This is a genomic window from Paenibacillus radicibacter (assembly GCF_024721995.1).
GTDB classification, from domain to species: domain Bacteria; phylum Bacillota; class Bacilli; order Paenibacillales; family NBRC-103111; genus Paenibacillus_AM; species Paenibacillus_AM radicibacter.
This window is the reverse complement of sequence record NZ_JANQBC010000014.1, coordinates 65,857-86,088: the sequence shown is the minus strand read 5'-3', so window position 1 is coordinate 86,088 and position 20,232 is coordinate 65,857. Positions and strand designations below refer to the sequence as shown.

Annotated in this window: 21 protein-coding genes and 1 pseudogene; 18 read left to right on the top strand and 4 right to left on the bottom strand. The window is 41.2% G+C overall.

The genetic code is table 11. The features are described from left to right. Nucleotides 1-20 precede the first annotated feature (20 nt). Together gshAB and NV379_RS22635 are read left to right on the top strand one after the other, a co-directional pair. A pseudogene (gshAB, locus tag NV379_RS26190) lies at nucleotides 21-2,350 on the top strand (bifunctional glutamate--cysteine ligase GshA/glutathione synthetase GshB). A gap of 71 nt (nucleotides 2,351-2,421) precedes the next feature. Further along, on the top strand, nucleotides 2,422-2,973 hold the full coding sequence (locus NV379_RS22635; protein ID WP_258209610.1) for a dihydrofolate reductase family protein: 552 nt from the start codon (nucleotides 2,422-2,424) through the stop codon (nucleotides 2,971-2,973). 67 nt (nucleotides 2,974-3,040) lie between these two features. Here NV379_RS22635 and NV379_RS22630 read toward each other — a convergent pair whose 3' ends face one another. Next, on the bottom strand, nucleotides 3,041-3,502 hold the full coding sequence (locus NV379_RS22630) for a DinB family protein (protein ID WP_258209609.1): 462 nt from the start codon (nucleotides 3,500-3,502) through the stop codon (nucleotides 3,041-3,043). 170 nt (nucleotides 3,503-3,672) lie between these two features. Here NV379_RS22630 and NV379_RS22625 point away from each other — a divergent pair, with 170 nt between their 5' ends. Further along, the gene (locus NV379_RS22625) at nucleotides 3,673-4,587 is read left to right on the top strand and encodes a LysR family transcriptional regulator (RefSeq protein ID WP_258209690.1); all 915 of its coding nucleotides are present in this window, start codon (nucleotides 3,673-3,675) and stop codon (nucleotides 4,585-4,587) included. A gap of 69 nt (nucleotides 4,588-4,656) precedes the next feature. Here the strand turns inward: NV379_RS22625 and NV379_RS22620 are convergent, their stop codons facing one another. Then, a complete protein-coding gene (locus NV379_RS22620) occupies nucleotides 4,657-5,085 on the bottom strand; it encodes an SgcJ/EcaC family oxidoreductase (RefSeq protein ID WP_258209608.1) in 429 nt (142 codons plus the stop codon). A gap of 162 nt (nucleotides 5,086-5,247) precedes the next feature. Between NV379_RS22620 and NV379_RS22615 the strand changes: the two genes are divergently transcribed. Then, entirely contained in the window at nucleotides 5,248-5,667 is a 420-nt protein-coding gene (locus NV379_RS22615; protein ID WP_258209607.1) for an ester cyclase, read from the top strand. Nucleotides 5,668-5,753: 86 nt separating this feature from the next. Here the strand turns inward: NV379_RS22615 and NV379_RS22610 are convergent, their stop codons facing one another. Beyond that, on the bottom strand, nucleotides 5,754-6,197 hold the full coding sequence (locus NV379_RS22610) for a DUF6376 family protein (protein WP_258209606.1): 444 nt from the start codon (nucleotides 6,195-6,197) through the stop codon (nucleotides 5,754-5,756). Between the two features lie 172 nt (nucleotides 6,198-6,369). Between NV379_RS22610 and NV379_RS22605 the strand changes: the two genes are divergently transcribed. From NV379_RS22605 to NV379_RS22580, 6 genes are all read left to right on the top strand, one after another. Further along, the gene (locus NV379_RS22605) at nucleotides 6,370-7,152 is read left to right on the top strand and encodes a DeoR/GlpR family DNA-binding transcription regulator (RefSeq protein WP_258209605.1); all 783 of its coding nucleotides are present in this window, start codon (nucleotides 6,370-6,372) and stop codon (nucleotides 7,150-7,152) included. A 2-nt stretch (nucleotides 7,153-7,154) separates the two neighbouring features. After that, entirely contained in the window at nucleotides 7,155-8,318 is a 1,164-nt protein-coding gene (gene nagA, locus NV379_RS22600; RefSeq protein ID WP_258209604.1) for an N-acetylglucosamine-6-phosphate deacetylase, read from the top strand. Nucleotides 8,319-8,436: 118 nt separating this feature from the next. Beyond that, nucleotides 8,437-9,135 carry a response regulator transcription factor gene (locus tag NV379_RS22595; protein WP_258209603.1) on the top strand — a complete coding sequence of 233 codons (699 nt, stop codon included), beginning with the start codon at nucleotides 8,437-8,439 and terminating at the stop codon, nucleotides 9,133-9,135. Nucleotides 9,136-9,152: 17 nt separating this feature from the next. Continuing rightward, a complete protein-coding gene (locus NV379_RS22590) occupies nucleotides 9,153-10,364 on the top strand; it encodes a sensor histidine kinase (protein WP_258209602.1) in 1,212 nt (403 codons plus the stop codon). A 103-nt stretch (nucleotides 10,365-10,467) separates the two neighbouring features. Next, a complete protein-coding gene (locus tag NV379_RS22585) occupies nucleotides 10,468-11,376 on the top strand; it encodes a polysaccharide deacetylase family protein (RefSeq protein WP_258209601.1) in 909 nt (302 codons plus the stop codon). A 119-nt stretch (nucleotides 11,377-11,495) separates the two neighbouring features. Continuing rightward, nucleotides 11,496-12,230, top strand: a complete 735-nt coding sequence (locus NV379_RS22580; RefSeq protein WP_258209600.1) for a hypothetical protein — start codon at nucleotides 11,496-11,498, stop codon at nucleotides 12,228-12,230. Nucleotides 12,231-12,302: 72 nt separating this feature from the next. On the opposite strand, the gene NV379_RS22575 is transcribed toward NV379_RS22580, so the two are convergent. Further along, nucleotides 12,303-12,884 (bottom strand): TetR/AcrR family transcriptional regulator, encoded by a 582-nt coding sequence (locus NV379_RS22575; protein ID WP_258209599.1) that lies wholly within the window; start codon nucleotides 12,882-12,884, stop codon nucleotides 12,303-12,305. 283 nt (nucleotides 12,885-13,167) lie between these two features. On the opposite strand from NV379_RS22575, the gene NV379_RS22570 reads away from it, so the two are divergent. From NV379_RS22570 to NV379_RS22535, 8 genes are all read left to right on the top strand, one after another. Continuing rightward, nucleotides 13,168-14,376, top strand: coding sequence for an MFS transporter (locus NV379_RS22570; RefSeq protein ID WP_258209598.1), 1,209 nt, complete (start codon nucleotides 13,168-13,170; stop codon nucleotides 14,374-14,376). A 189-nt stretch (nucleotides 14,377-14,565) separates the two neighbouring features. Beyond that, complete coding sequence (locus NV379_RS22565; protein ID WP_258209597.1) at nucleotides 14,566-15,177, top strand: DedA family protein; 612 nt, start codon at nucleotides 14,566-14,568, stop codon at nucleotides 15,175-15,177. A gap of 207 nt (nucleotides 15,178-15,384) precedes the next feature. Continuing rightward, the gene (locus NV379_RS22560) at nucleotides 15,385-15,939 is read left to right on the top strand and encodes a TetR/AcrR family transcriptional regulator (RefSeq protein WP_258209596.1); all 555 of its coding nucleotides are present in this window, start codon (nucleotides 15,385-15,387) and stop codon (nucleotides 15,937-15,939) included. Between the two features lie 4 nt (nucleotides 15,940-15,943). Beyond that, complete coding sequence (locus NV379_RS22555) at nucleotides 15,944-16,327, top strand: DMT family transporter (protein ID WP_258209595.1); 384 nt, start codon at nucleotides 15,944-15,946, stop codon at nucleotides 16,325-16,327. A gap of 5 nt (nucleotides 16,328-16,332) precedes the next feature. Further along, nucleotides 16,333-16,749 (top strand): DUF5360 family protein, encoded by a 417-nt coding sequence (locus NV379_RS22550; RefSeq protein WP_258209594.1) that lies wholly within the window; start codon nucleotides 16,333-16,335, stop codon nucleotides 16,747-16,749. A 161-nt stretch (nucleotides 16,750-16,910) separates the two neighbouring features. Continuing rightward, nucleotides 16,911-17,624, top strand: coding sequence for a response regulator transcription factor (locus tag NV379_RS22545; RefSeq protein WP_258209593.1), 714 nt, complete (start codon nucleotides 16,911-16,913; stop codon nucleotides 17,622-17,624). Next, entirely contained in the window at nucleotides 17,621-19,108 is a 1,488-nt protein-coding gene (locus NV379_RS22540; protein ID WP_258209592.1) for a sensor histidine kinase, read from the top strand. Before NV379_RS22545 ends, NV379_RS22540 begins: the two co-directional genes overlap by 4 nt. 7 nt (nucleotides 19,109-19,115) lie before the next feature. Then, on the top strand, nucleotides 19,116-20,186 hold the full coding sequence (locus NV379_RS22535; RefSeq protein ID WP_258209591.1) for a LolA family protein: 1,071 nt from the start codon (nucleotides 19,116-19,118) through the stop codon (nucleotides 20,184-20,186). Nucleotides 20,187-20,232: the final 46 nt, after the last annotated feature.

Below are 20,232 nucleotides of genomic sequence, written 5' to 3'. Positions count from 1 at the left end.
TTTAAAGGATGGTCCTATAGATGATATTGCTAAATCATGAACTTATACAGTACTTAATCAGGAATTCAATGAATGAAGAACTCCTGAGAGGTCAATTCGGCTTGGAAAAGGAGAATGTACGGGTGGATGAAGGAGGGAGACTAGCATTAACCTCTCATCCCAAAGCATTCGGCAGCAAAATAGATCACCCTTATATTCAAACGGATTTCTCCGAAAGCCAAATTGAGATGATTACAACGACCCTCAATTCCATTGAAGAGACTCATTCTTTCTTAGAAGCCCTACATGATATCGTATCATTGGAATTAATCGAGCAAGGGGAGTATTTATGGCCAAGTAGTAATCCACCTGAACTCCCAAGCGAAGATGAAATTCCCATTGCGCGAATGAGCGATTCCATTGCAGATGATTATCGAATTGAATTAGCAGACAAGTATGGTCGCAAAAGACAGCTGCTCAGCGGTATTCATTACAACTTCTCGTTTGACGAGAAACTGCTAAGGAAATTATATAAGTTTGAAGGTCGAGGCGAGAACTATCAAGCATTTAAAGATGCTTTATATTTAAGAGTTGCTCGTAATTTTCTAAAATACCGCTGGATCTTAATCTACCTAACGGGAGCTAGTCCAGTGTTTGATAAGACCTATATCGAGCGATGTGTGTCATCAAGTCATATGGATGACAACATGAGCTACTATTTTCCGAAAATGAATTCGCTTCGTAATAGCATGTGTGGGTATCGAAACGCGAAGCCTTACATGGGCTCCTTTCATTCCGTGCAAGACTACGTTCATGACATAGCTGAATTGATAAATAGAAATCAATTACTAAATGTAAAGGAATTTTACTGTCCGGTTCGTATCAAAACCGCAAAAGGGATTGACCCTTTGAAGGAATTACTTGAGGATGGAATCGCTTATTTGGAACTGCGGTTTCTTGACCTGAACCCCCTTAATAAAATTGGGATCAGTAAAGAAACGATGAAGTTCATCCATTTATTTGTACTACTCATGCTACTTAAAGTAGATGAACCATTTGAACAAGAAGATCAACATGTTGCGAACTTGGATCATGATCAGTTAATTATGAATGGTATCGATGCTTGTCTTAAGGATCAAGAGAAGTGTGTCCCAATGAAAGATGTTGCTATCCGTTGCATCGATCAGATGCAGGAGATGGTGGATCTCTTGTTTTCTAACTCTCAAGAATTCCAAGACATTATAGATAGTCAGCGGCAAATGATTTTGAATGCGGCATTAAGTACTTCTTCTATTATAAAATCCCATATACAAGCATCTTCCTATCGAAAATACCACTTGGAAAAAGCCAAAGAATATGCTCAAGAGAGTGTTCATGCTGGATATCGCTTTGCTGGATATGAAGATTTAGAGCTTTCGACTCAATTACTGTTAAAAGCACTGCTAAGCGAGGCATTAAGTTCTCCTTCGTGGATCGAGAAGAGAATTTCGTGCTTCTAACGAAAGGTAATCACCAAGAATATGTGAAGCAAGCAACGAAAACTTCCCTAGATAACTACAGTACAGTACTCATTATGGAGAATAAGATTGTTACCAAAGAAGTCCTGGATCAACATGGTATTCGAGTGCCGTCTGGGGAGGTATTCCACAGTATAGATGAGGCTAAATCAAGTTATGAGAACTATCGTTGGAAGGCAATTGTGATTAAACCGAAATCAACGAATTTTGGATTAGGTATTACGATTTTTAATCGCGAGTTTACTAAGGAAGATATGCTTAGAGCTTTTGAAATGGCTTTTATGCATGATAAAACCGTTCTTATAGAAGAGTTCATGACTGGAAAGGAATATCGATTCCTCGTTATGGGGGATGAAGTTGTCGGGATACTTCATCGTGTACCTGCTAACGTAGTCGGGGATGAGGTTCATACAATTGAGCAGTTGGTTCATGATAAGAATAAAGATCCTCTAAGAGGCCCCGGTTATACAACTCCTCTTGAGAAAATTCAATTAGGGGAAGCAGAAGCGATGTTCTTGAACAATCATTCGATGAAATGGAGTGATATTCCTAAGCATAATGAGATCATTTATCTTAGAGAAAACTCCAATATCAGTACGGGTGGAGATAGTATAGATTATACGGATGATATCCCGATCAGTTATAAGGAGCTTGCCATCCGAGCTGCTAAAGCTGCAGGAGCTACAATATGCGGAGTAGATATGATGATCGATCATACACAGGAAGAAGCAACGGACAACAACTACAGTATCATAGAAATTAACTTTAACCCAGCCATCCATATTCATTGCTACCCCTACAAAGGTAAGAACAGAATGGCGAATGAAAAGATACTGGATTTACTATTTAATTAGACGGAGAAGTATCTGAATGTTAAAATATGGGTGATAGAGTAGTGCTCATACAGATCATAAGGGGGACTTATATGGCTTCATTGGTTTATCATGTTGCAGTATCATTAGATAATTTTATTGCGGATCAAGGAATGATCGATGGCAAACTTGATCGGACATTATTCCTCTTTGATGGTGATCATGTACCCGACTATTTATCTAACATTCAGCATTACGCAGCGGTGTTAATGGGCGGGAAAACCTACGAGTTTGGATTTCAATTCGGTGCAAAACCGGGAGAACCCGGATATAAAGGATTAAAGCACTATATTTTCTCAAACACCATGGAGTTTGAATCCAACACAGAGGTCGAATTGGTTAGAGGAGATGCGGTGGATTATATCGAGAACTTGAAAAAAGAAACCGATGGTACATTGTGGCTCTGCGGGGGAGGACAATTAGCAGGTTCGCTTATCGAGCGAAAACTCATTGATCAATTGGTGTTGAAAGTGAACCCAATCCTAGTTGGCTCAGGCGTGCCGCTATTTGGTGACGCAAGACCCCATTTGAAATTGGAGCTTATCGATTCGAAATGCTATGAGTGTGGAGTTATAAAATCGACCTATAACATCATTTATCCATAAACGGAACGTATCCTTTAATAAAAGTAACAGCCGATCATCCGACCGGCTGTTTGGTTTACTCTCATACTTAGATGAATTTCATTTGACTTGTAATAACACCTAAATGAATGGCTTCGTGATGCAGAGCAAAGTTCATCAGCTCACCCGCAGTCACGAATTGGAATGGCCCAAGTGCGTACGGTTCTTGGAGTTGTTGATCAAGTAGCTCTGGAGATAGCTCAGAGAGTTTAGATAGCTGAGCGATTAATAGTCCAGACAATTCTTCCTTAGTAGGTGGTGTTTGTGTCCAATCAGAAGGTTTCGTACCAGAGTTAAAGAATGTTGTATATTGTGCAGGAATTTGGGAAGGTGTCCCGAAGGATAAAGAAGCGTATCGATCCATCCAATAAATGATATGACCGACGTTCCAGCGAATCGAATTGTTGAAGCCTTGTGCTACTACGTCTAACTGAGATTCTGTAAGCCCTTGAATTTGACCCACTACAAGTTGACGTAAAACTTTTCCTGTATGGATAATTGATTGTGTCATTTGACAACGCCTCCTAAAATCTGTTTGTTTATTTGTTTGTGTTTCCCTTTCATATCCAAAGTTTACCTCCATATCGAAAGTGCAACAATCACGAGATTCCGATGATAATGATCAGTTTTACTAATGATAAATACAGAGGATGTAATGGGTTTAAGGAAGGTGGAGAAGAGTTGGAACTTAGACAGCTTGAATACTTCATGGCTGTATGTAAGGAAATGCATTTTTCACGGGCAGCTGAGAATCTCTGCACAACGCAATCGAATTTGAGCCAACAGATCAAGTTTTTGGAAAATGAGATTGGGACACCGTTATTTGATCGGATCGGCAGGCGGATTGCACTCACAGATGCAGGTAAGATCATGTTGGAACAGAGTCGCTTGATCTTTGAGCGCATTGACTACATGAAAGGGGCCATTACGGATTTACAGCAGATGGAAGGGGGGAGGCTAGATATTGGCATTTTGCCAGGTGATGGGGATTTGCTATTCGATGCTTTACTTATTGATTTCCATCGTTCTTATCCGAAACTATCGATTAGTGTTACTGAGACGATGGATGTGTATGAACAAGTCGTGAATGGCACAAGGGACTTAGGCGTTACGACAACACCGTCACATCCAGACGAGCGTATTGCAGTCATTCCGTTATTTCATGAAGAATTTGCTTTGGCAATCCATAAGGATCATCCTTTTGCAAAGATTATGTCGATTCCATTTGAACAGTTGGAGCAATTGAAGATGGTCATGTTCGGCTCCGAGCATCAGATTACGAAGATCATTCAGCACTGCTGTCAGAAAAAAGGAATGAGTCTTAACAATCCAATCGTAACCTCGACATTATCTACCTTATTATCGCTAATTGAGCAGGGGGTAGGGGCATCGATTCTGCCTAAGTTGCTCTTAGATTATTTAGATCGTGACAATATAGCTGTAGTTTCGCTGCGAAATCCTACACCAAGCCAAGACATATGTATCATACATCGGACAGACAAGTTCATGGGGCAAGCAGCTAAAGTGTTCATCAGTGAACTACAGTCCTTTATAGAAACTGTCATGGCACGTAATACGCGATCGATTGGTTCGTGATAGATTTTATTAGGGTTCAAAAGTTACAGCCGATTATTGCGATCGGCTGTTTTTGATACCATGTTGATTTTAATTGGAATGTGATGGTTCTTGGACCAGTGTATTTTGACCAGCTGCAACCATCCACGTATGGTTCTCCTTAACCATCACATAGACAGCCAAGCTGCCTTGACCTTCTTCGATTATTTTGCCATCAGAAGTAGTTGAATATTGCCTAATGTGTGTAATCGCTACATCGGACCGAACAAAATTAATGTTCACAACTTCATAGCGAGCATAGGAGTCCTTTAGTGGCCCTGCATAAACAGCCTTGTGTACTTCATTAATTTGCTTCCATCCTGATAATCGTAAACCCATTACATTGACCCATGTAGCATCTGAGGTAAAGTGACGATCAAGCGCATCAGCATCATGCTGATTATGTGCTGCTTCCATCTCCGCAATGATTTGTTTAATATTATGGCTCTCTTCACCCAGAACATCATCGTTATTGGTCATTATTAATCCCTCCTGATTCGTTCATTTGTTAGGAAATAGGTTGTTACTTTGACATGCCAGTGCTACTTGCAAAACCATCTTACAATTGATTTTAGATATAATGAAATATATTATTAGACATAACGACATGCCTTTGAGTATATAGCGAGGGGAGAGTTCACCATGACAACAGAAGAAGTAGTGAGGAAGTTTTTTGAGAAGGTTCGTTCCGGACAAGAACCGGATGTGGCACTCCAATTAATGGCGGATCGGGTATTGGCACATCAGATTACTTCCGAGAATGAGGTTACTGTTGATAGGACACCAGGTAATTACGCGGATCATGTTCGTGAAATGATCCAAATTTACGGAAATTTCAGTTTAGAAATAGAGGAATTAATCGTGCAAGGTGATCGAGTTTATGTTCGTTGGAAACAATCTGGAGTCCATATTGGAGAAGTAGACGGTTATTCACCTACGAATAAACCTGTTGTAGAGATTGCTAGTGCAGTCTATCGTGTTGAAGATGAGAAAATCGTAGAGTATTGGATACAGATTGACCGTGAAGGAATTCGTATTCAGCTTGAGCAGAACAAAGAATAGTCGGTGAATCATCAAAGGCATAAGCTTAAAGAGATGCTCTTTAAGCTTATGCCTTTTTGTGCTTTTCGATTGTTCTATTGGGATAATCACTGACCAAGCTGCTGAACCTGGTTCAACAAACCCGTAATCCCGTTCATCGTCTTCATCATCTCAGATTGCGCAATCGTCTCCAAGTTAATCGAGCCGCTAGAGAGATCAGAGATATAAGTATTGATCTCTTTGAGGAATGTCTCGTTGTACTGAATTAGCTTGTCATGCACGTCTTGTGCGAAGGCAGGCGCATCCAGTTGATTAAATTCAGTAATGTCTTGCTTCATCTGGGTAAATGAAGAAGTGATTTGGTCAAGTGCAGCCGAATTGGTCACTGTATCTTGTGCCAACGTCGGCAGTTTCTCTGCGAAGGTTGAAACATCTTTGACATAAGTCGTCGCCTCTGTCACATAGTTCAAAGATTGACTCGCACTTTCAAATAACGAGCAACCAGACATTAGACTTGCAACAAGCATCAAGATGATGATGCGAAATTTCATGTAAATAGCCCCCTTTATATACATAGCTTAATATTCATACTGATTGAGAAGGCAATTGGTTTCATTTTTGTAACTGTCGAACGATATGCTTATAAATACGTATTGAATTTAATGAATTACTTATATATACTTAAATACATAATCAGAATACTTAACTAAGGAGTGCATCGATGTGTCTCAAGAGGCAAGATTATTGAAAATTCTTGATTACTTAAAACAACATCAATCCATGAGCGTCGGAGAGATATGCTCGATTTTTCAAGTATCTAGAGATACGGCGCGAAGGGATATTGTTAGATTGGTTCAAGAAGGTGTTGTTGTTCGGACACATGGAGGGGTAGCACTTCCAGAACTTCAGAAGGTGCTCTCTTCCTATCAGGATCGACTTATAGAGGAATCCACCAGTAAGAATCATATTGGAAAGTTCGCAGCTAAGCTAATTCACGATCATGAGACGGTATTCCTGGACGTATCGACTACGGTTCAATTTGTCGCGGAACATATTCAGGCGAAGCAGATTACCGCTGTCACACATTCAATTGATAATGTAGCCATTCTCTCCAAACGAGATGATTTGAGCATTTATGTACTTGGTGGCTATCTGCATACCCAGAACCGTCTATTATATGGTCCTTCTATTATCGATAAAATTAGTGAAATTCGAGCAGATAAGGCGTATATTGGGGCAACTTCTATTCAGCCAGACGGACTCTATTATCCCTATGAAGAAGATGTTCGAGTGAAGAAGGAAATGGCCAAGCAGTCGGATCAAGTTATCCTTGTTGTGGATCATTCGAAATTCGCGGCAAAATCAAGGTTTAAGTTAGATATAGATTACGTGGATATCATTGTGACAGATCAACCCATTTCTAACGAAATGAGAGAAGTATTCGATCAGAAAAATATTACACTTTTCGAATGCATTACAAATAATTCTGAGAACGGAGCTGAGTAGAGATGAACAACAAAATCATTCAACATGTTAACTTAGTGCTTCCAGATCAAATCCTACATTCCGCAACAGTATGGGTAACTGATGGGAAGATCGAGCGAATTGAGACGCAGGCAGCTCCGCAATTTGATGAGCGATACGAACGGATAGATGGTAATGGGATGTGGCTCATTCCTGGAATGATAGATGTTCATATCCACGGTGCCAATGGCTTCGATATGATGGATGGAACAGAAGTTAGTATTCAAGAAGTATCCCTCGCATGTGCTGCAACCGGATGCACCTCATTTTTAGCGACATCCGTAAGTTCAACGATGGATGATTTACTCAGCATGATACGCAGCGTGAAAGCAGTGATCGGCCGTGAGCATGGCGCGAAGATTGCCGGCATTCACTTGGAAGGGCCATACCTAAATCCGAAGCGTAAAGGGATGCAGAATGAGAAGTATCTTCGCCATCCTAATCTCGATGAAATGAAGCTTATTTTCCAAGAAGCGGGATCGCTTATAAAGATGGTAACGATAGCTCCAGAATTACCAGGGGGATTAGAACTCATTTCCTACTTAAAGGAACAAGGGGTTGTCATTGCGGTTGCACACTCCGACGCCACGTATGAGGAAGCGAAGGAAGCATTCAACGCTGGCGCAAGTCATGTGACACATTGCTTTAACGGTATGAGACCGATTCATCATCGAGACCCCGGTCTGATTGTTGCAGCATTTGAGGAACAGCATGTAAGTCTGCAAGCGATTGTCGACCAAGTTCATCTTCATCCTGCAATCATCCGCCTGATGCATCGTATCAAAGGACCGGAAGGAATTGTACTCATTACAGATGCGCTTCAAGCGATGGGGCTTGGCGATGGTGAATACCTCTTTGGTGGCCACAATGTCACGGTATCCGAGGGGATTGCACGTCTAGCAGATGGAACTTTGGCTTCGAGCACCGTGAGGATGAATGAAGCTTTACAATTAACAGTAGAGAATGGAATATCCTTCACAGATGCTGTACAAATGGCATCGACATCGCCAGCTCGAATACTAGGTTTATCGGTCAAAGGAAAAATTGAAATCGGCTGCGATGCGGATCTTGTCCTCCTTAATAAGGAGTATGAAGTACAATGGACGATGATTGGGGGATCCAGATCTAATTCTGTTTCCCATGAATAGGCTTCTGTAAAAACGCTAGACTAAACTGTAAGTCAAGTTTAGTCTAGCGTCTTATATTTACCACAAGTTATTATTTTGCATCTAATTGGGTATCAGGAAAGTGAGCAGGAGAAGAACTATGGCTGTAACGACAATATTAATGGTGGACGATGAAGCGGAAATCATCAAGTTAATGAGTATTTATTTGAAAAATGAAGGCTATAAGCTTTTACAAGCTTCCGACGGAATTCAGGCCTTGCATCTGCTTCAAACTGAACATGTTGATCTGATTATTCTTGACGTGATGATGCCGAAAATGGACGGTTTAGAGGCGTGCATTAAAATAAGAGAAAACAATCATATTCCGATTATTATGCTGTCGGCAAAAGGTCAGGATATCGATAAAATATCGGGGCTCAGCGTAGGTGCCGACGATTATGTGACCAAACCATTCAGCCCGCTGGAGCTACTGGCCCGCGTCAAATCGCAGCTTCGAAGGGTGAATCAGTTCAACGGGGGAGCAGCAGCGAATGCTAACGAGATTCAGATCGAAGACATCGTCATTAACATTGCTTCGCATAGCGTGACGGTGGACCAACAAATGATCAAGCTGACACCTCGCGAATTCAATTTACTTCAGATGTTGGCAGTTAATAGGGGAACAGTACTCAGCATGGATCGTATTTACGAAGAAGTCTGGAACGAGCCTTTCATGGACTCGAAGAACAGTGTTATGGTTCATGTTCGTAAGCTGCGCGAGAAAATTGAAAAGAATCCCCGAGATCCCAAAATCATTAAGACCGTATGGGGAATTGGTTATAAAATTGAATCAAATTAAGGCGAGGTGTGAGATCGATGCGGCAGGAATGGTTATTTACGGTGCGGTGGAAGTTGTTGCTGATTCTTTTGGGTAGTATAGCCATAGCGGCTGTAATTGAGCTTATCCTGTATCTATTGACAGAGTTTCTTGCGGATTATCACGTCACGCCCATTACTTGGACGATAAATAACATTGGTTCGAAACCTATAATGATCGTTGCAGGTGTTTTTTTGTTTTTAGGCTCATTTTTTTGGTTGAGCGGAGGTTTGGTGAGGGATATGAAGAAAATCAATCACGGTGTTCAATCGATCGCAAGTGGGCGTATTGGCTATAAGATTCCGTTGAGAGGGAAAGACGAATTAGGGGAAATCGCACAGAGCATTAACCAAATGAGCGGCCATTGGAATCGATATTTAGAAGAAATTACGCATGGTTTAACGGAAATCGCGCAGGGGCGTTTCGAGAACGAAATTCCGGTGCATGGAGATAGTAAGCTCGATGAGGTCGCTTCTAGCATCAACAAAATGAGCAAGAAGCTTCATCATTCGATTCAAGAGGAACGCATCGCCGAGAAAACAAAAAATGATCTAATCACAGGTGTTTCCCACGATTTGAGGACGCCACTCACTTCCGTTCTTGGATTTCTAGAAGTGATTGAGGATAACAGATATCAAGACGAGGTGGAACTGCGTTATTACGTGAACATCGCTTATGAAAAAGCCTTGACCCTTAGAGGGCTTATCGATAATTTATTCGAATACACACGAATCAATAATGGTATGCCATTAAAGGTTAGTAGACTCGACATGTCAGGATTCCTAAGGCAGGTTGCTGAGGAATTGGTGCCTATTGCGGAGGGAGCAGGCATGATGATCAGGGTGAATACGCCACAAGACGGTTGTACAGTTATTGCGGATGGGGATTTACTCGTACGGGCCTATGAGAATTTAATTACAAATGCGATTCAATATGGACAATCAGGAAAATACGTCGATATTGACTTGCACCAGGAAGATGAGGAACTTGTTGTTTCTGTCATTAATTATGGTGATCCGATCCCAGAGAGAGACTTACCGTTTATTTTCGATCGATTTTATAGGGTGGAAAGTTCCAGGTCGAAACTGACAGGAGGCACAGGACTGGGGCTTGCGATCACCAAGAGCATTATTGAAGTACATGGCGGGAAAATCGCGGCGCGCAGCGATGCTTCAGCCACGTTATTTGAGACTAGGCTTCTGAAAGCTTAATGTTTATTTAGCGAGTTTTAAGGAATTGATAAGAATTAAGCAGCTTTATCGGTAAGAAGTATCTTCTATACTTGGTTCTTCAAGTATGGGAGGTATATAAGTAATGACCAAGAAATTCATGATCACTGTGTGTGTATCGCTTCTAATTATTAGTGTGGGACGTTTATTCGTAACGAACTACATGCCAGACAGAAGCGGAATTACGACGGAGGCGACACTGCCCTCTTCAAAATCCGCTTATTATTCGGATCGCGTAGCTGTATTAATGTATCACCACATTGTGAATAATCCGACGAAAGGGGATGACATATCTGTCAAGCAGTTCGATGAACAGATGCGTTTACTTAAAGAGAACGGTTTTCACGCGATTGGGATGGATCAGTACAGAAACTTCATGTTACACGGGGAGTCAGTACCGAACAACGCAGTCCTGATCACTTTTGATGACGGTTATGAGTCGTTCTACGAATTCGCTTATCCGTGCTTAAAAAAGTATGGTTTTCCTGCGGTTAATTTCGTTATCGCATCAAAAATCAGCAATCCAACTCAGCCTGGGTTTCCTAAGTTAACCTGGGATCAGATGCGAGAAATGAAGCAATCCGGCATGGATTTTATGAACCATTCGTATAACCTGCATTCCTTTGGCAAGGTGGATGTGGAAGGCAAGAAAGAAGAGCCTTTGACAGTCGGGCGGTTGTATCTGAAACAAGAAGGAAGACCGGAAACGGTCGATGAATATAAACAGCGTGTGAAGGCGGATCTCGCTCAAGCAGAAGCAATTTTGAAAATGGAGCTTGGCAATACGTATGGGGCCTTTGCCTTTCCTTACGGGAATTACAATGACGATTTGTTAGACATGCTGAGCGAGCTTGGTATCGAACTATCTTTTACAGTAGACTCAGGATTGAATACAAGCAACAATAAAAAAGCATTTCGAGTGAACGCTGGAAGGTCAGATTTTACTCCGAAATCAGTCATTGATCAGCTTGATCAGTTTAAAGCGGTTCAATAGATGATGACATGTAGAGGTGTATAATGGGAATGTACCCGCTACATACGTACCCATAGATAAGGATAAAGTAACCATGGGTGATAAGAATGCTTATAAAAAGATTAAGTTTATTTCTCGTGATGCTTGGAGGTTTTATCATCTCCACTGGAGTTGCAGGGGCACGAGATAATCCTGATGTTTCATTAAAATTTGCACAAGCAATCTGGAAGAAAGATATTATTTTAGCACAAACGTTTCTGGCGAATGGAGTCAAACTACCTGAAATTAGAGAAAATAGTCCGATAAAGAGTTGTCAATTAGTCAATTCACCAATAGATAATATAAAGGTTCTTCTGGCACATTTCTGGGATAAGGAAATAGACGGTGAACGACTCGGGCTTATTTGGGAACTGACGGTTCAAGACAATAAAATCACAAAAATAAGAACGGTTTATGATGGTGCCAATCCTTTAATGGACGAATTAAAGCTAATCAAAGATTATCAAAATCGGTATCAACGAAAATTGTTGGTACCCACAGAATTTCCGTTTAAAATCACTAATTTTTTTGGATACATTGAATATGAACATGAGGGGTTGTTACTAAGGTATCGGAATGAGTTAATAAACGGTTTTCTTCAGATAAGTATATATCCTGCAACTGTGGAGTTGGAGAGGTATAGAAGGTACGAAGATCAAGTTTATACTTTGAAAGATGGAACGAAAATTCTATATCGAACAAAGTTCGATTTAGGTTACGAAATAAGATTTCAGAAAGACAGGATGCATTATACGGTAACAATCGGAAATAAGAAATATTTGAAGAGGAAATTTTCAGTTAACGATTTAATAAAAATTGCTGAATCCATGAAATGAAGTAATTAAGGTAATAGCACAAGAGAGGGGAGGAGCTTGCAGTGATGCAGCTCCTCTTGTTCGTTGATGCTCTTATTTTACCAATGAGAGTGTCACTGATATCGCATTGTCTAAAAAGGATCGCTGCGGACGAGACTTCACCATGACAGAAAGCCCTATTAACGATAGAACGAGTGCCTGTGATAAAGCCTTTGGATCTGTATGGGCATCAAGTTCACCTGAATTTACTCCACGCTCAATCGCTTCTTGAAAAATGACAGCTAAGTACATTTGATGCTCCCTCGTCAGAATTTCAAATTTCTCGTCATGAGGTGCAAGTTCGACCATGGTATTAATGCAAAAACACCCCCGACTTCGATCTACTGCATATTCCTCAGCAACCACACCCTCAAATAAAGCTAAAAAGGCCTTTTTTACAGAAGAATGGCTTTGAAGTTGAGCTCGCATATCGGAAGCATGGGACATCGTATATTTACGGAGCGTGGCTTCGAACAATTCTTTCTTGTCTCCAAAGGCGGAATATATGCTGGGACGTTGAATACCCATTCTAGCGGTTAAATCGCTTAATGAAGTAGCTTCATACCCCTTCTCCCAAAAAAGCTTCATCGCTGCATCCAATGCTATATTTTCATCAAATTCACGGGTTCTTGCCATAATGAATACCCCTCAATCATCTTTAATTTTTGTTCATTGCAGCATGAATTGAGCATGCTTAATACCCGGAATAACATACTTAACAGTATATTATTAGCTCTTAATTTTGTCAAAATAGATTAGGTATACTTCCTAATGAGAGGCTAGCCTTTAATGGATAATTTACTTTAAATCAAACATATATGTATTGACATCCTGCATAATTGTGGGATATATTGTGGAAATAAATAACGTACCGAACAGTACGTTATTATGAATCAATATGACGAGAGTAGGTGGGAAAATGAATGAGGAACCACAAATCACTTCTGATACAACTGTCCGTGCGTCCATGCCTCGCTATGTAACATTATTATTTGCGGCAGCCTGTGGGATGTCAGTTGCCAATGTCTACTTCGCACAACCGCTGCTGGATCAACTGTCGCTTGAGTTCGGTATTGACTACTCCTTCATTGGAATTGTTATTACGGTCACGCAGATTTTTTATGGATTAGGCTTGCTGTTATTGGTACCGCTTGGAGATATACTGAACCAGCGCCGCTTGATTATGGGTCAGATGTTATTATCCATTACTGCCTTGGTCATAGTTGGAACGGCCACTTCAAGTAACCTATTATTTGCGGGCATGGCTTTGGTGGGCTTGCTTGCTGTTGTGACGCAGACACTTGTGGCATTCGCGGCAACGATGGCTGCCCCAGCCGAGCGAGGACGTGTTGTAGGCATGGTAACAAGCGGAATTGTTATCGGCATACTTCTTGCGCGATTCATAGCAGGGATATTAACAGATCTTGCGGGTTGGCGATCCGTATATCTGGTCTCAGCTGCATTGTTACTTGTTATGGTTGCTATGTTCTATAAGGTACTTCCTCCTATTAAACACGAGGTGAAATCACTGTCCTATCCGAAGCTGCTCGGATCGGTGTTCGTGCTATTTTATCAAGAACGCATGTTACGTATCCGTTCCATTCTAGCTCTGTTGATTTTCGCCGATTTCAGCATACTATGGACTTCCCTCGTATTACCGCTTAGTACACCGCCATTATCTCTGTCGCATAGTGCAATCGGAGCGTTCGGTCTTGCAGGCGTAGCCGGAGCGTTAGCTGCAGCAAGAGCAGGGAAGCTGGCTGATCGAGGTTACGGACAGAGAACGACGGGTATTGCTTTGATATTGTTGTTGATCTCTTGGTTGTTCATCAGCTATACAGAACAATCACTATTTGCATTAGTCATTGGCATTATTCTACTTGACTTGGCCGTTCAGGCTGTACATGTGACGAACCAAACCATGATCCTACCGTTACGTGCAGAGGCACGAAGTCGACTCACTGCCGGTTACATGGTGTTCTATTCGATCGGAAGTGCGAGCGGCTCGATTGCTTCAACTCATATCTATGCGCATTATGGTTGGGAAGGCGTATGTATACTTGGGGCTTCTGTTAGCGCTTTAGCGCTGCTATTTTGGGCTATGACCAAACCAAAACTAACCAATTAACTATTGTAATAAATCCCTTTAACATAGTGACTGACCAAGTGACTGGAGTTGGCTTTGTAAATCCGTTAAAATAGTGAGGTAGTAATGAGGAAAGGGGTACTGAGCAAATATTCAACCACTAGATGCTATGCTAGATTAAAAGTTGCACAAGCATGTATCTTAATTTTGTGAAATAAGAGGGATGTTACATTGGAAAACTGGATTTCAGGTATAATGAATGATTATGGATATATTGGGGTCTTTCTATTAATCGCAATTGAAAATTTGTTCCCACCGATTCCATCGGAAGTCATTCTAACATTTGGTGGATTTATGACGACTCACTCTAATCTTAGTATTACTGGAGTTGTAATCTCTTCAACACTTGGGTCTGTACTCGGGGCAATCGTATTGTACTACATCGGTTATTTGATTGATGAAGCTAGAATGGAACGTATCATTGGTAGATGGGGAAAGATTCTAAGACTAACTAGTTCCGATGTACGTAAGGCATATTCTTGGTTTTCAAAACATGGTGTTTGGACCGTATTTTTCTGTCGGTTGATTCCATTGCTACGCAGCCTCATCTCCATTCCGGCAGGTAGTACCCGTATGAACTTTGGGGTATTCATTCTCTTTACGACTCTCGGTTCATTGATATGGAATACTGTCCTCGTTATTATTGGTGCAGCTGTAGGGTCTTCGTGGGACAAAATTGTTGCCTATATGGATGTTTACTCAAACATTGTATATGCCCTTATCGCACTAGGGTGTCTGCTGATTTTAGTATTATTATTTATTCGAAAAAGAAAAAAGTCTTAATTAACCTAATGCGACACGATAGAGGAGGAGTTTGCAGCGATGCAGCTCCTCTTGTTTATTGAAGTAACGAGCAGGATAGTTGAATCAATAAACTGCTTATGTTGGGATGGACTTATAATTGACAAAAAAATAAGAGTAATATACAATCAGGAAAATATAAAAAATATAATATTTTATTGGTTTTACAGATTGGAGTTGAATTCAAACTTGAGGCAAAAAATCATGCTACACGCAAAACAGGAAATTTTCAAATCAGGATTTCGCTTCACAATGGCGGATATTGCCAGGCAATGCGGTGTAAGCACGAAAACCATCTACGAGTGTTTTTCCTCTAAGGAAGAACTAATTCGTGATTTGGTACAGCAGGCGATTGATGAAATCAAAGAGCGGGAGCAGATTATTATTCATGATCAGACATTGACCACAATGGATAAATTAAAAGCTTTGCTCGTACTGCTTCCGCAGGATTTTCAGTTTTTTGATATCAAGCGTCTGTACGAGTTGCAGCGTTATTATTCCGAGGTATGGGAATACCTGAATACCTTTATGGAAGAGCAATGGGACGGAGTAGACCAAATCGTTGCAGAGGCTCAGGCTGAGGGGCTGCTGGGGACGTTCAATAGGGCACTTTTTATTCAGTTATATATTGGTGGGTTGAACCGGTTGATGGAGCAAGCCTCTGTAGATCAGATCGGATTAACTCTTAGAGAAGCCTTGTATGAAATGGTGGAGATCATGATAAATGGGATAAAGATGAGGTGATGGTATGCCTTGGTTATTGTTAATGCTTGCTATAGCAGCGGAGGTTGCAGGTACTACATTTATGAAGCTATCGATGGGATTTACGAAGTTGGTACCATCAATTCTTCTAATCGTCTTTTACCTACTCAGTCTGTCCTTATTGAACCTAGCATTGAAAGGAATACCAGTAAGTGTTGCGTATGCCATTTGGTCTGGGATGGGAACTGCCTTTGTGGTAGGCGTTGGCTGGGTACTGTTTGGAGAACAGTTGACAACTTTGAAACTCGTTTCCATGCTGTTGATCATCATAGGTGTTGTGGGCATGAATCTAGGTGGTGGTAGTCATGGAAAAGAGAAGAACACAAACCAGCAAGAGCACTCGATCCATACAACCGGGCAAAAGGAGTGATTAAAATGAGCGGTAAACTAAGGGGATTACTTTTATTTACGGATATAGCGTTTCTTTTATATTGGTTTGTTACATACTTTCATTTGATTCCACCAAGTTATGCGTACCAGGATTACAATAACAAGCTGCTTGTTACCTGGAACTGGTCTTTCTTTCCACTTGATGTCCTGATATCCGTAACAGGGTTAATGAGTCTTTATTATTATCGAAAGTCCAATGCAAGTTGGCTACCACTAGTACTGATTTCACTAGTTCTTACTTCCTGTTCGGGACTACAGGCCATTTCATTCTGGGTTATCAAAGGGGATTGTGACCTTACGTGGTGGATTCCTAATCTGTTCCTGCTGCTTTATCCGTTGTTCTTTATTCCTGGATTGGTTCGCAAAGTTGCTTCAAGTCTGCTATATAATAGGACGAGATAGTTACGATAATAATGACTCTAGTTTTTCAATGGCTAAGAAATGGCGCCTGCTTGAATGAGGAGTCATTTCTTTTAGCTTTTTTGCATTTATAAAGTATTTCTAAAATTATGAGGAACGTTCATTAACGATTTTATAATAGACACAGGGAGAGGGAACACACAATGAAACAAGCAGCTCATGTACTTTTGGTGGAAGACGATCCGGAAATCGCTTGTATCGTACGCGATGATTTAAGAAGAAGAGGCTATACCGTCACCTGGTCTTCTACCGGTGTAGAAGGCTGGGAAGATTTCAATCGAGATCCATATGATATCGTACTTGTTGATCTGATGCTGCCAGAAATGGATGGATTTACGTTATGTAAAAATATTCGCCTGATCAGCGATGTGCCCATGCTTATTATTAGCGCCTATCAAGAAGATGTACATAAGGTGCGCGGCTTGGATCTAGGAGCAGACGATTATGTGACAAAGCCGTTTAGTTTGGCGGAATTGAACGCACGAGTGGAATCACATTTGCGGCGATTTCACAGATATCAGGACAGCGCTGCTCAAGAATCGGAGTGTACATTCTATACATACCAGCTCTCAATTGACTTTAAGAAACAGCGAGTTTTTCTTGAAGGGCAAGAATTGATGCTGACGGCTAAGGAAATGGCACTCGTGCTACTTATGGCACGTCATCCGTTCACAACCTTTTCCAAAAAGGAGTTGTATGAACATGTGTGGCAGCAAGTGGATTCGGATGGAAACAACACGGTAACGGTACATGTGAAAAGTTTGCGATCCAAGTTAATGGATACAAAGCGGGAGGCTAAATTCATTCAAACTGTGTGGGGAAGCGGGTATCGATTTATTGGGGAACAACTGCAATGAAAGTCAAACATTGGATGCTGACTGCTTTCGTGGTTGTGATGATTCTCCCTCTTGCAGCAATATATACACTCTATATGCAGCTAAGCCAGTATGACCAGAAACAGGATCTGCTCGAGTATATGTCAGTTTCCCAGCGAATCGCCAATATGGAAAAGGTGCTTCAGAACATCTCCCTATATGAATTTCAGTCTCAGAAGCAGTATGAGCCCCTTACCCAGTTAACTAGCAATACGGTCAAAATTAATCTTTATCGCTCGGATGGACTGTTGCTCTTTACTTCATTAAAGGATTCTTTGACACCTACCTTTAATCGAGAAAATAAGGAGAGGTTATACAGTCGTATGTATGATTTGCAGAAAAACTATAGCAGTTATATCGTGAAAAAGCCTGTATTTGATGGTTCGAAGATGATTGGGATTTACGAGATTACGATTGCCCGAGAGCAATGGATACAGGGCGTCGAACATCGAACGGCATGGCTTGTTAGCCTACTTGGATTATTCTTCGCCATTTTGTATGGAAGTGTTGTTACATTATTAAATCGTAAATTGAATCGACCGATAAGACAACTTATGAACCAGATGACTGCTTTTGCTCACAATCAGCCTGTAGAACCGATTCGGCATCGTGCGAATGATGAAGTAGGGCAGTTGATCAATCATTTTAGAGTCATGCGTGAAGAGATCGAAGCAGCGAGGTTACAAGTAAAAACGGAACAGCAGGAGAAAGAGTTTATCGTTGCAGCTTTATCGCATGATTTGAAAACACCACTCACTGCCATAAGTGCATACGCTGAGCTGCTTACGGATCAGAGAAGGATTAATGATCAAGAGAAAAGAGAGTATTCGTCGCTCATACTCGATAAGATTACTTACATGAAACATATGTTGGATGATCTCACGATGTATGCTGTCTTGCGATCGTCGAATCATCAGATGGAGCTTATTGAAGCAGATGGCGAAGAATTGTTCGATATGTTGTTAAGTGGTGGTTACGATGAGCTGTGTGCGAAGAAGCACATACATCTCGCTGAGGAAAGCAGTGTAACGGGTGTGTTCCGTGTGAATGTCGCCCAATTGACCCGTGTGGTTGATAATGTGATGAGTAACGCTATTCGCTATACACAGCCTGGAGATAGGATTTGGCTAGGGGCATTTTCGAATGAATATCAGATGCCAGAGTGGATATTCCCATCACTACGTAATGAAATGATGAACTGGCACACGGATGGAGTAATTCTTATTGTCCAGAATCAAGGGAAAGCGATTGATAAGCAGGATCAGTCGAGAGTGTTCGAACCTTTCTATCAGATTGATGCAGCACGTACAAAATCAAAAGCAGGTTATGCCGGACTTGGGCTTAGCATAGCGAAGATCGTAATGGATCAGCACCAAGGTGATATCCGACTGTGGTCTGCTCCCGGTTATGGCACATTGGTAGCCGTATGGCTGCCTGAGAAGACAGATACAGAGAAAAGAGGATGAGAAGGTAATGATGAGACAAGTACTATTAATCGGAAGTTTAGCAGCAGGATTATTCATGACAGGGTGTTCAGAGCAGATTGGAGCGTCTTCAACCGATATTGTGACCAAGGCGCTAGAGAAGGGGAAGCAAGTGGAATCCTATACGGGAAAAGGAACTTTTCGTTTCTTTGACAAAGATAAGCTCACAGAGGATGCAACGTTTAGTGAGTGGGTGGATTCGTCAAATCATAAGAAAAAATCAGAAATGACGACGAATGGAAATCAGACGATTACGGTCAATGACGGGAAACAGATTATTTCTTATGATAAAGCTAAAGAAACAGCATTGATCATAGAAGTGGGTGAGGATGTTCTGCCAACTGCACTTTCGCAGCGCGAACAGCTCGTATCGATGCTGGATAAAATGAAGACTACGCACAATTTCGAGGTCGTTAATGAAGAGAAGATACTTGGAAAAGATACCTATCATATCAAGGTAAGGGAAAGTAAGGAGAAGACGTTAATGGGAAACATGGATCTTTGGATTGATCAAAAAACATGGTTCATTCTCAAATCTATTTCCTATAATGGTACAGCACGTGTGGAATTTGAATATACAGATATTCAATTCTCACCAACATTTGCTGCAGATACATTCGTACTGAACCTACCTGAACATGTGAAAAAGACACCGATCAGTGATCTGATGCCAGCGGTTAAAGCCGTAACAACTTCGGAAGCTGAAGCTGCGCTTGGCAAACCTTTTCTATTGCCAGTAGATCATGATTTGAAATTAGTAAAGCTGGAACTAACAGAGCTTAAGGGTGATTTGAATCGCAATGAAGTAACGGCTTATTACGAGAAAGACAATACACCTTACTATGAAATGACTATCTTTCCAACGCCAGAAGGCAGCGGAACTTTAGATGCCGAGGAAATTAAAATTCGTGGTACAAAGGGCGAATATATGGAACAAATTCGTGCGTTCACATGGGATGAACAAGGACTGCGTTACAGTCTGATGATCCAGGATCCAGATGTAACGAAGGAACAGGCGATGGCTTTGATTGAAAAGATGGTATTAAGCACGAGTAAATAGTGAATGAAGAGATAGAGATGGGAAGACAGCCAAGTCTTGGAATTGG

Coding starts and splice junctions, on each gene's coding strand:
- NV379_RS22635 (WP_258209610.1), top strand. CDS start 2,422: ATGGCTTCATTGGTTTATCATGTTGCAGTATCATTAGATAATTTTATT.
- NV379_RS22630 (WP_258209609.1), bottom strand. CDS start 3,502: ATGACACAATCAATTATCCATACAGGAAAAGTTTTACGTCAACTTGTA.
- NV379_RS22620 (WP_258209608.1), bottom strand. CDS start 5,085: ATGACCAATAACGATGATGTTCTGGGTGAAGAGAGCCATAATATTAAA.
- NV379_RS22615 (WP_258209607.1), top strand. CDS start 5,248: ATGACAACAGAAGAAGTAGTGAGGAAGTTTTTTGAGAAGGTTCGTTCC.
- NV379_RS22610 (WP_258209606.1), bottom strand. CDS start 6,197: ATGAAATTTCGCATCATCATCTTGATGCTTGTTGCAAGTCTAATGTCT.
- nagA (WP_258209604.1), top strand. CDS start 7,155: ATGAACAACAAAATCATTCAACATGTTAACTTAGTGCTTCCAGATCAA.
- NV379_RS22595 (WP_258209603.1), top strand. CDS start 8,437: ATGGCTGTAACGACAATATTAATGGTGGACGATGAAGCGGAAATCATC.
- NV379_RS22590 (WP_258209602.1), top strand. CDS start 9,153: ATGCGGCAGGAATGGTTATTTACGGTGCGGTGGAAGTTGTTGCTGATT.
- NV379_RS22585 (WP_258209601.1), top strand. CDS start 10,468: ATGACCAAGAAATTCATGATCACTGTGTGTGTATCGCTTCTAATTATT.
- NV379_RS22580 (WP_258209600.1), top strand. CDS start 11,496: ATGCTTGGAGGTTTTATCATCTCCACTGGAGTTGCAGGGGCACGAGAT.
- NV379_RS22575 (WP_258209599.1), bottom strand. CDS start 12,884: ATGGCAAGAACCCGTGAATTTGATGAAAATATAGCATTGGATGCAGCG.
- NV379_RS22570 (WP_258209598.1), top strand. CDS start 13,168: ATGAATGAGGAACCACAAATCACTTCTGATACAACTGTCCGTGCGTCC.
- NV379_RS22555 (WP_258209595.1), top strand. CDS start 15,944: ATGCCTTGGTTATTGTTAATGCTTGCTATAGCAGCGGAGGTTGCAGGT.
- NV379_RS22550 (WP_258209594.1), top strand. CDS start 16,333: ATGAGCGGTAAACTAAGGGGATTACTTTTATTTACGGATATAGCGTTT.
- NV379_RS22545 (WP_258209593.1), top strand. CDS start 16,911: ATGAAACAAGCAGCTCATGTACTTTTGGTGGAAGACGATCCGGAAATC.
- NV379_RS22540 (WP_258209592.1), top strand. CDS start 17,621: ATGAAAGTCAAACATTGGATGCTGACTGCTTTCGTGGTTGTGATGATT.
- NV379_RS22535 (WP_258209591.1), top strand. CDS start 19,116: ATGATGAGACAAGTACTATTAATCGGAAGTTTAGCAGCAGGATTATTC.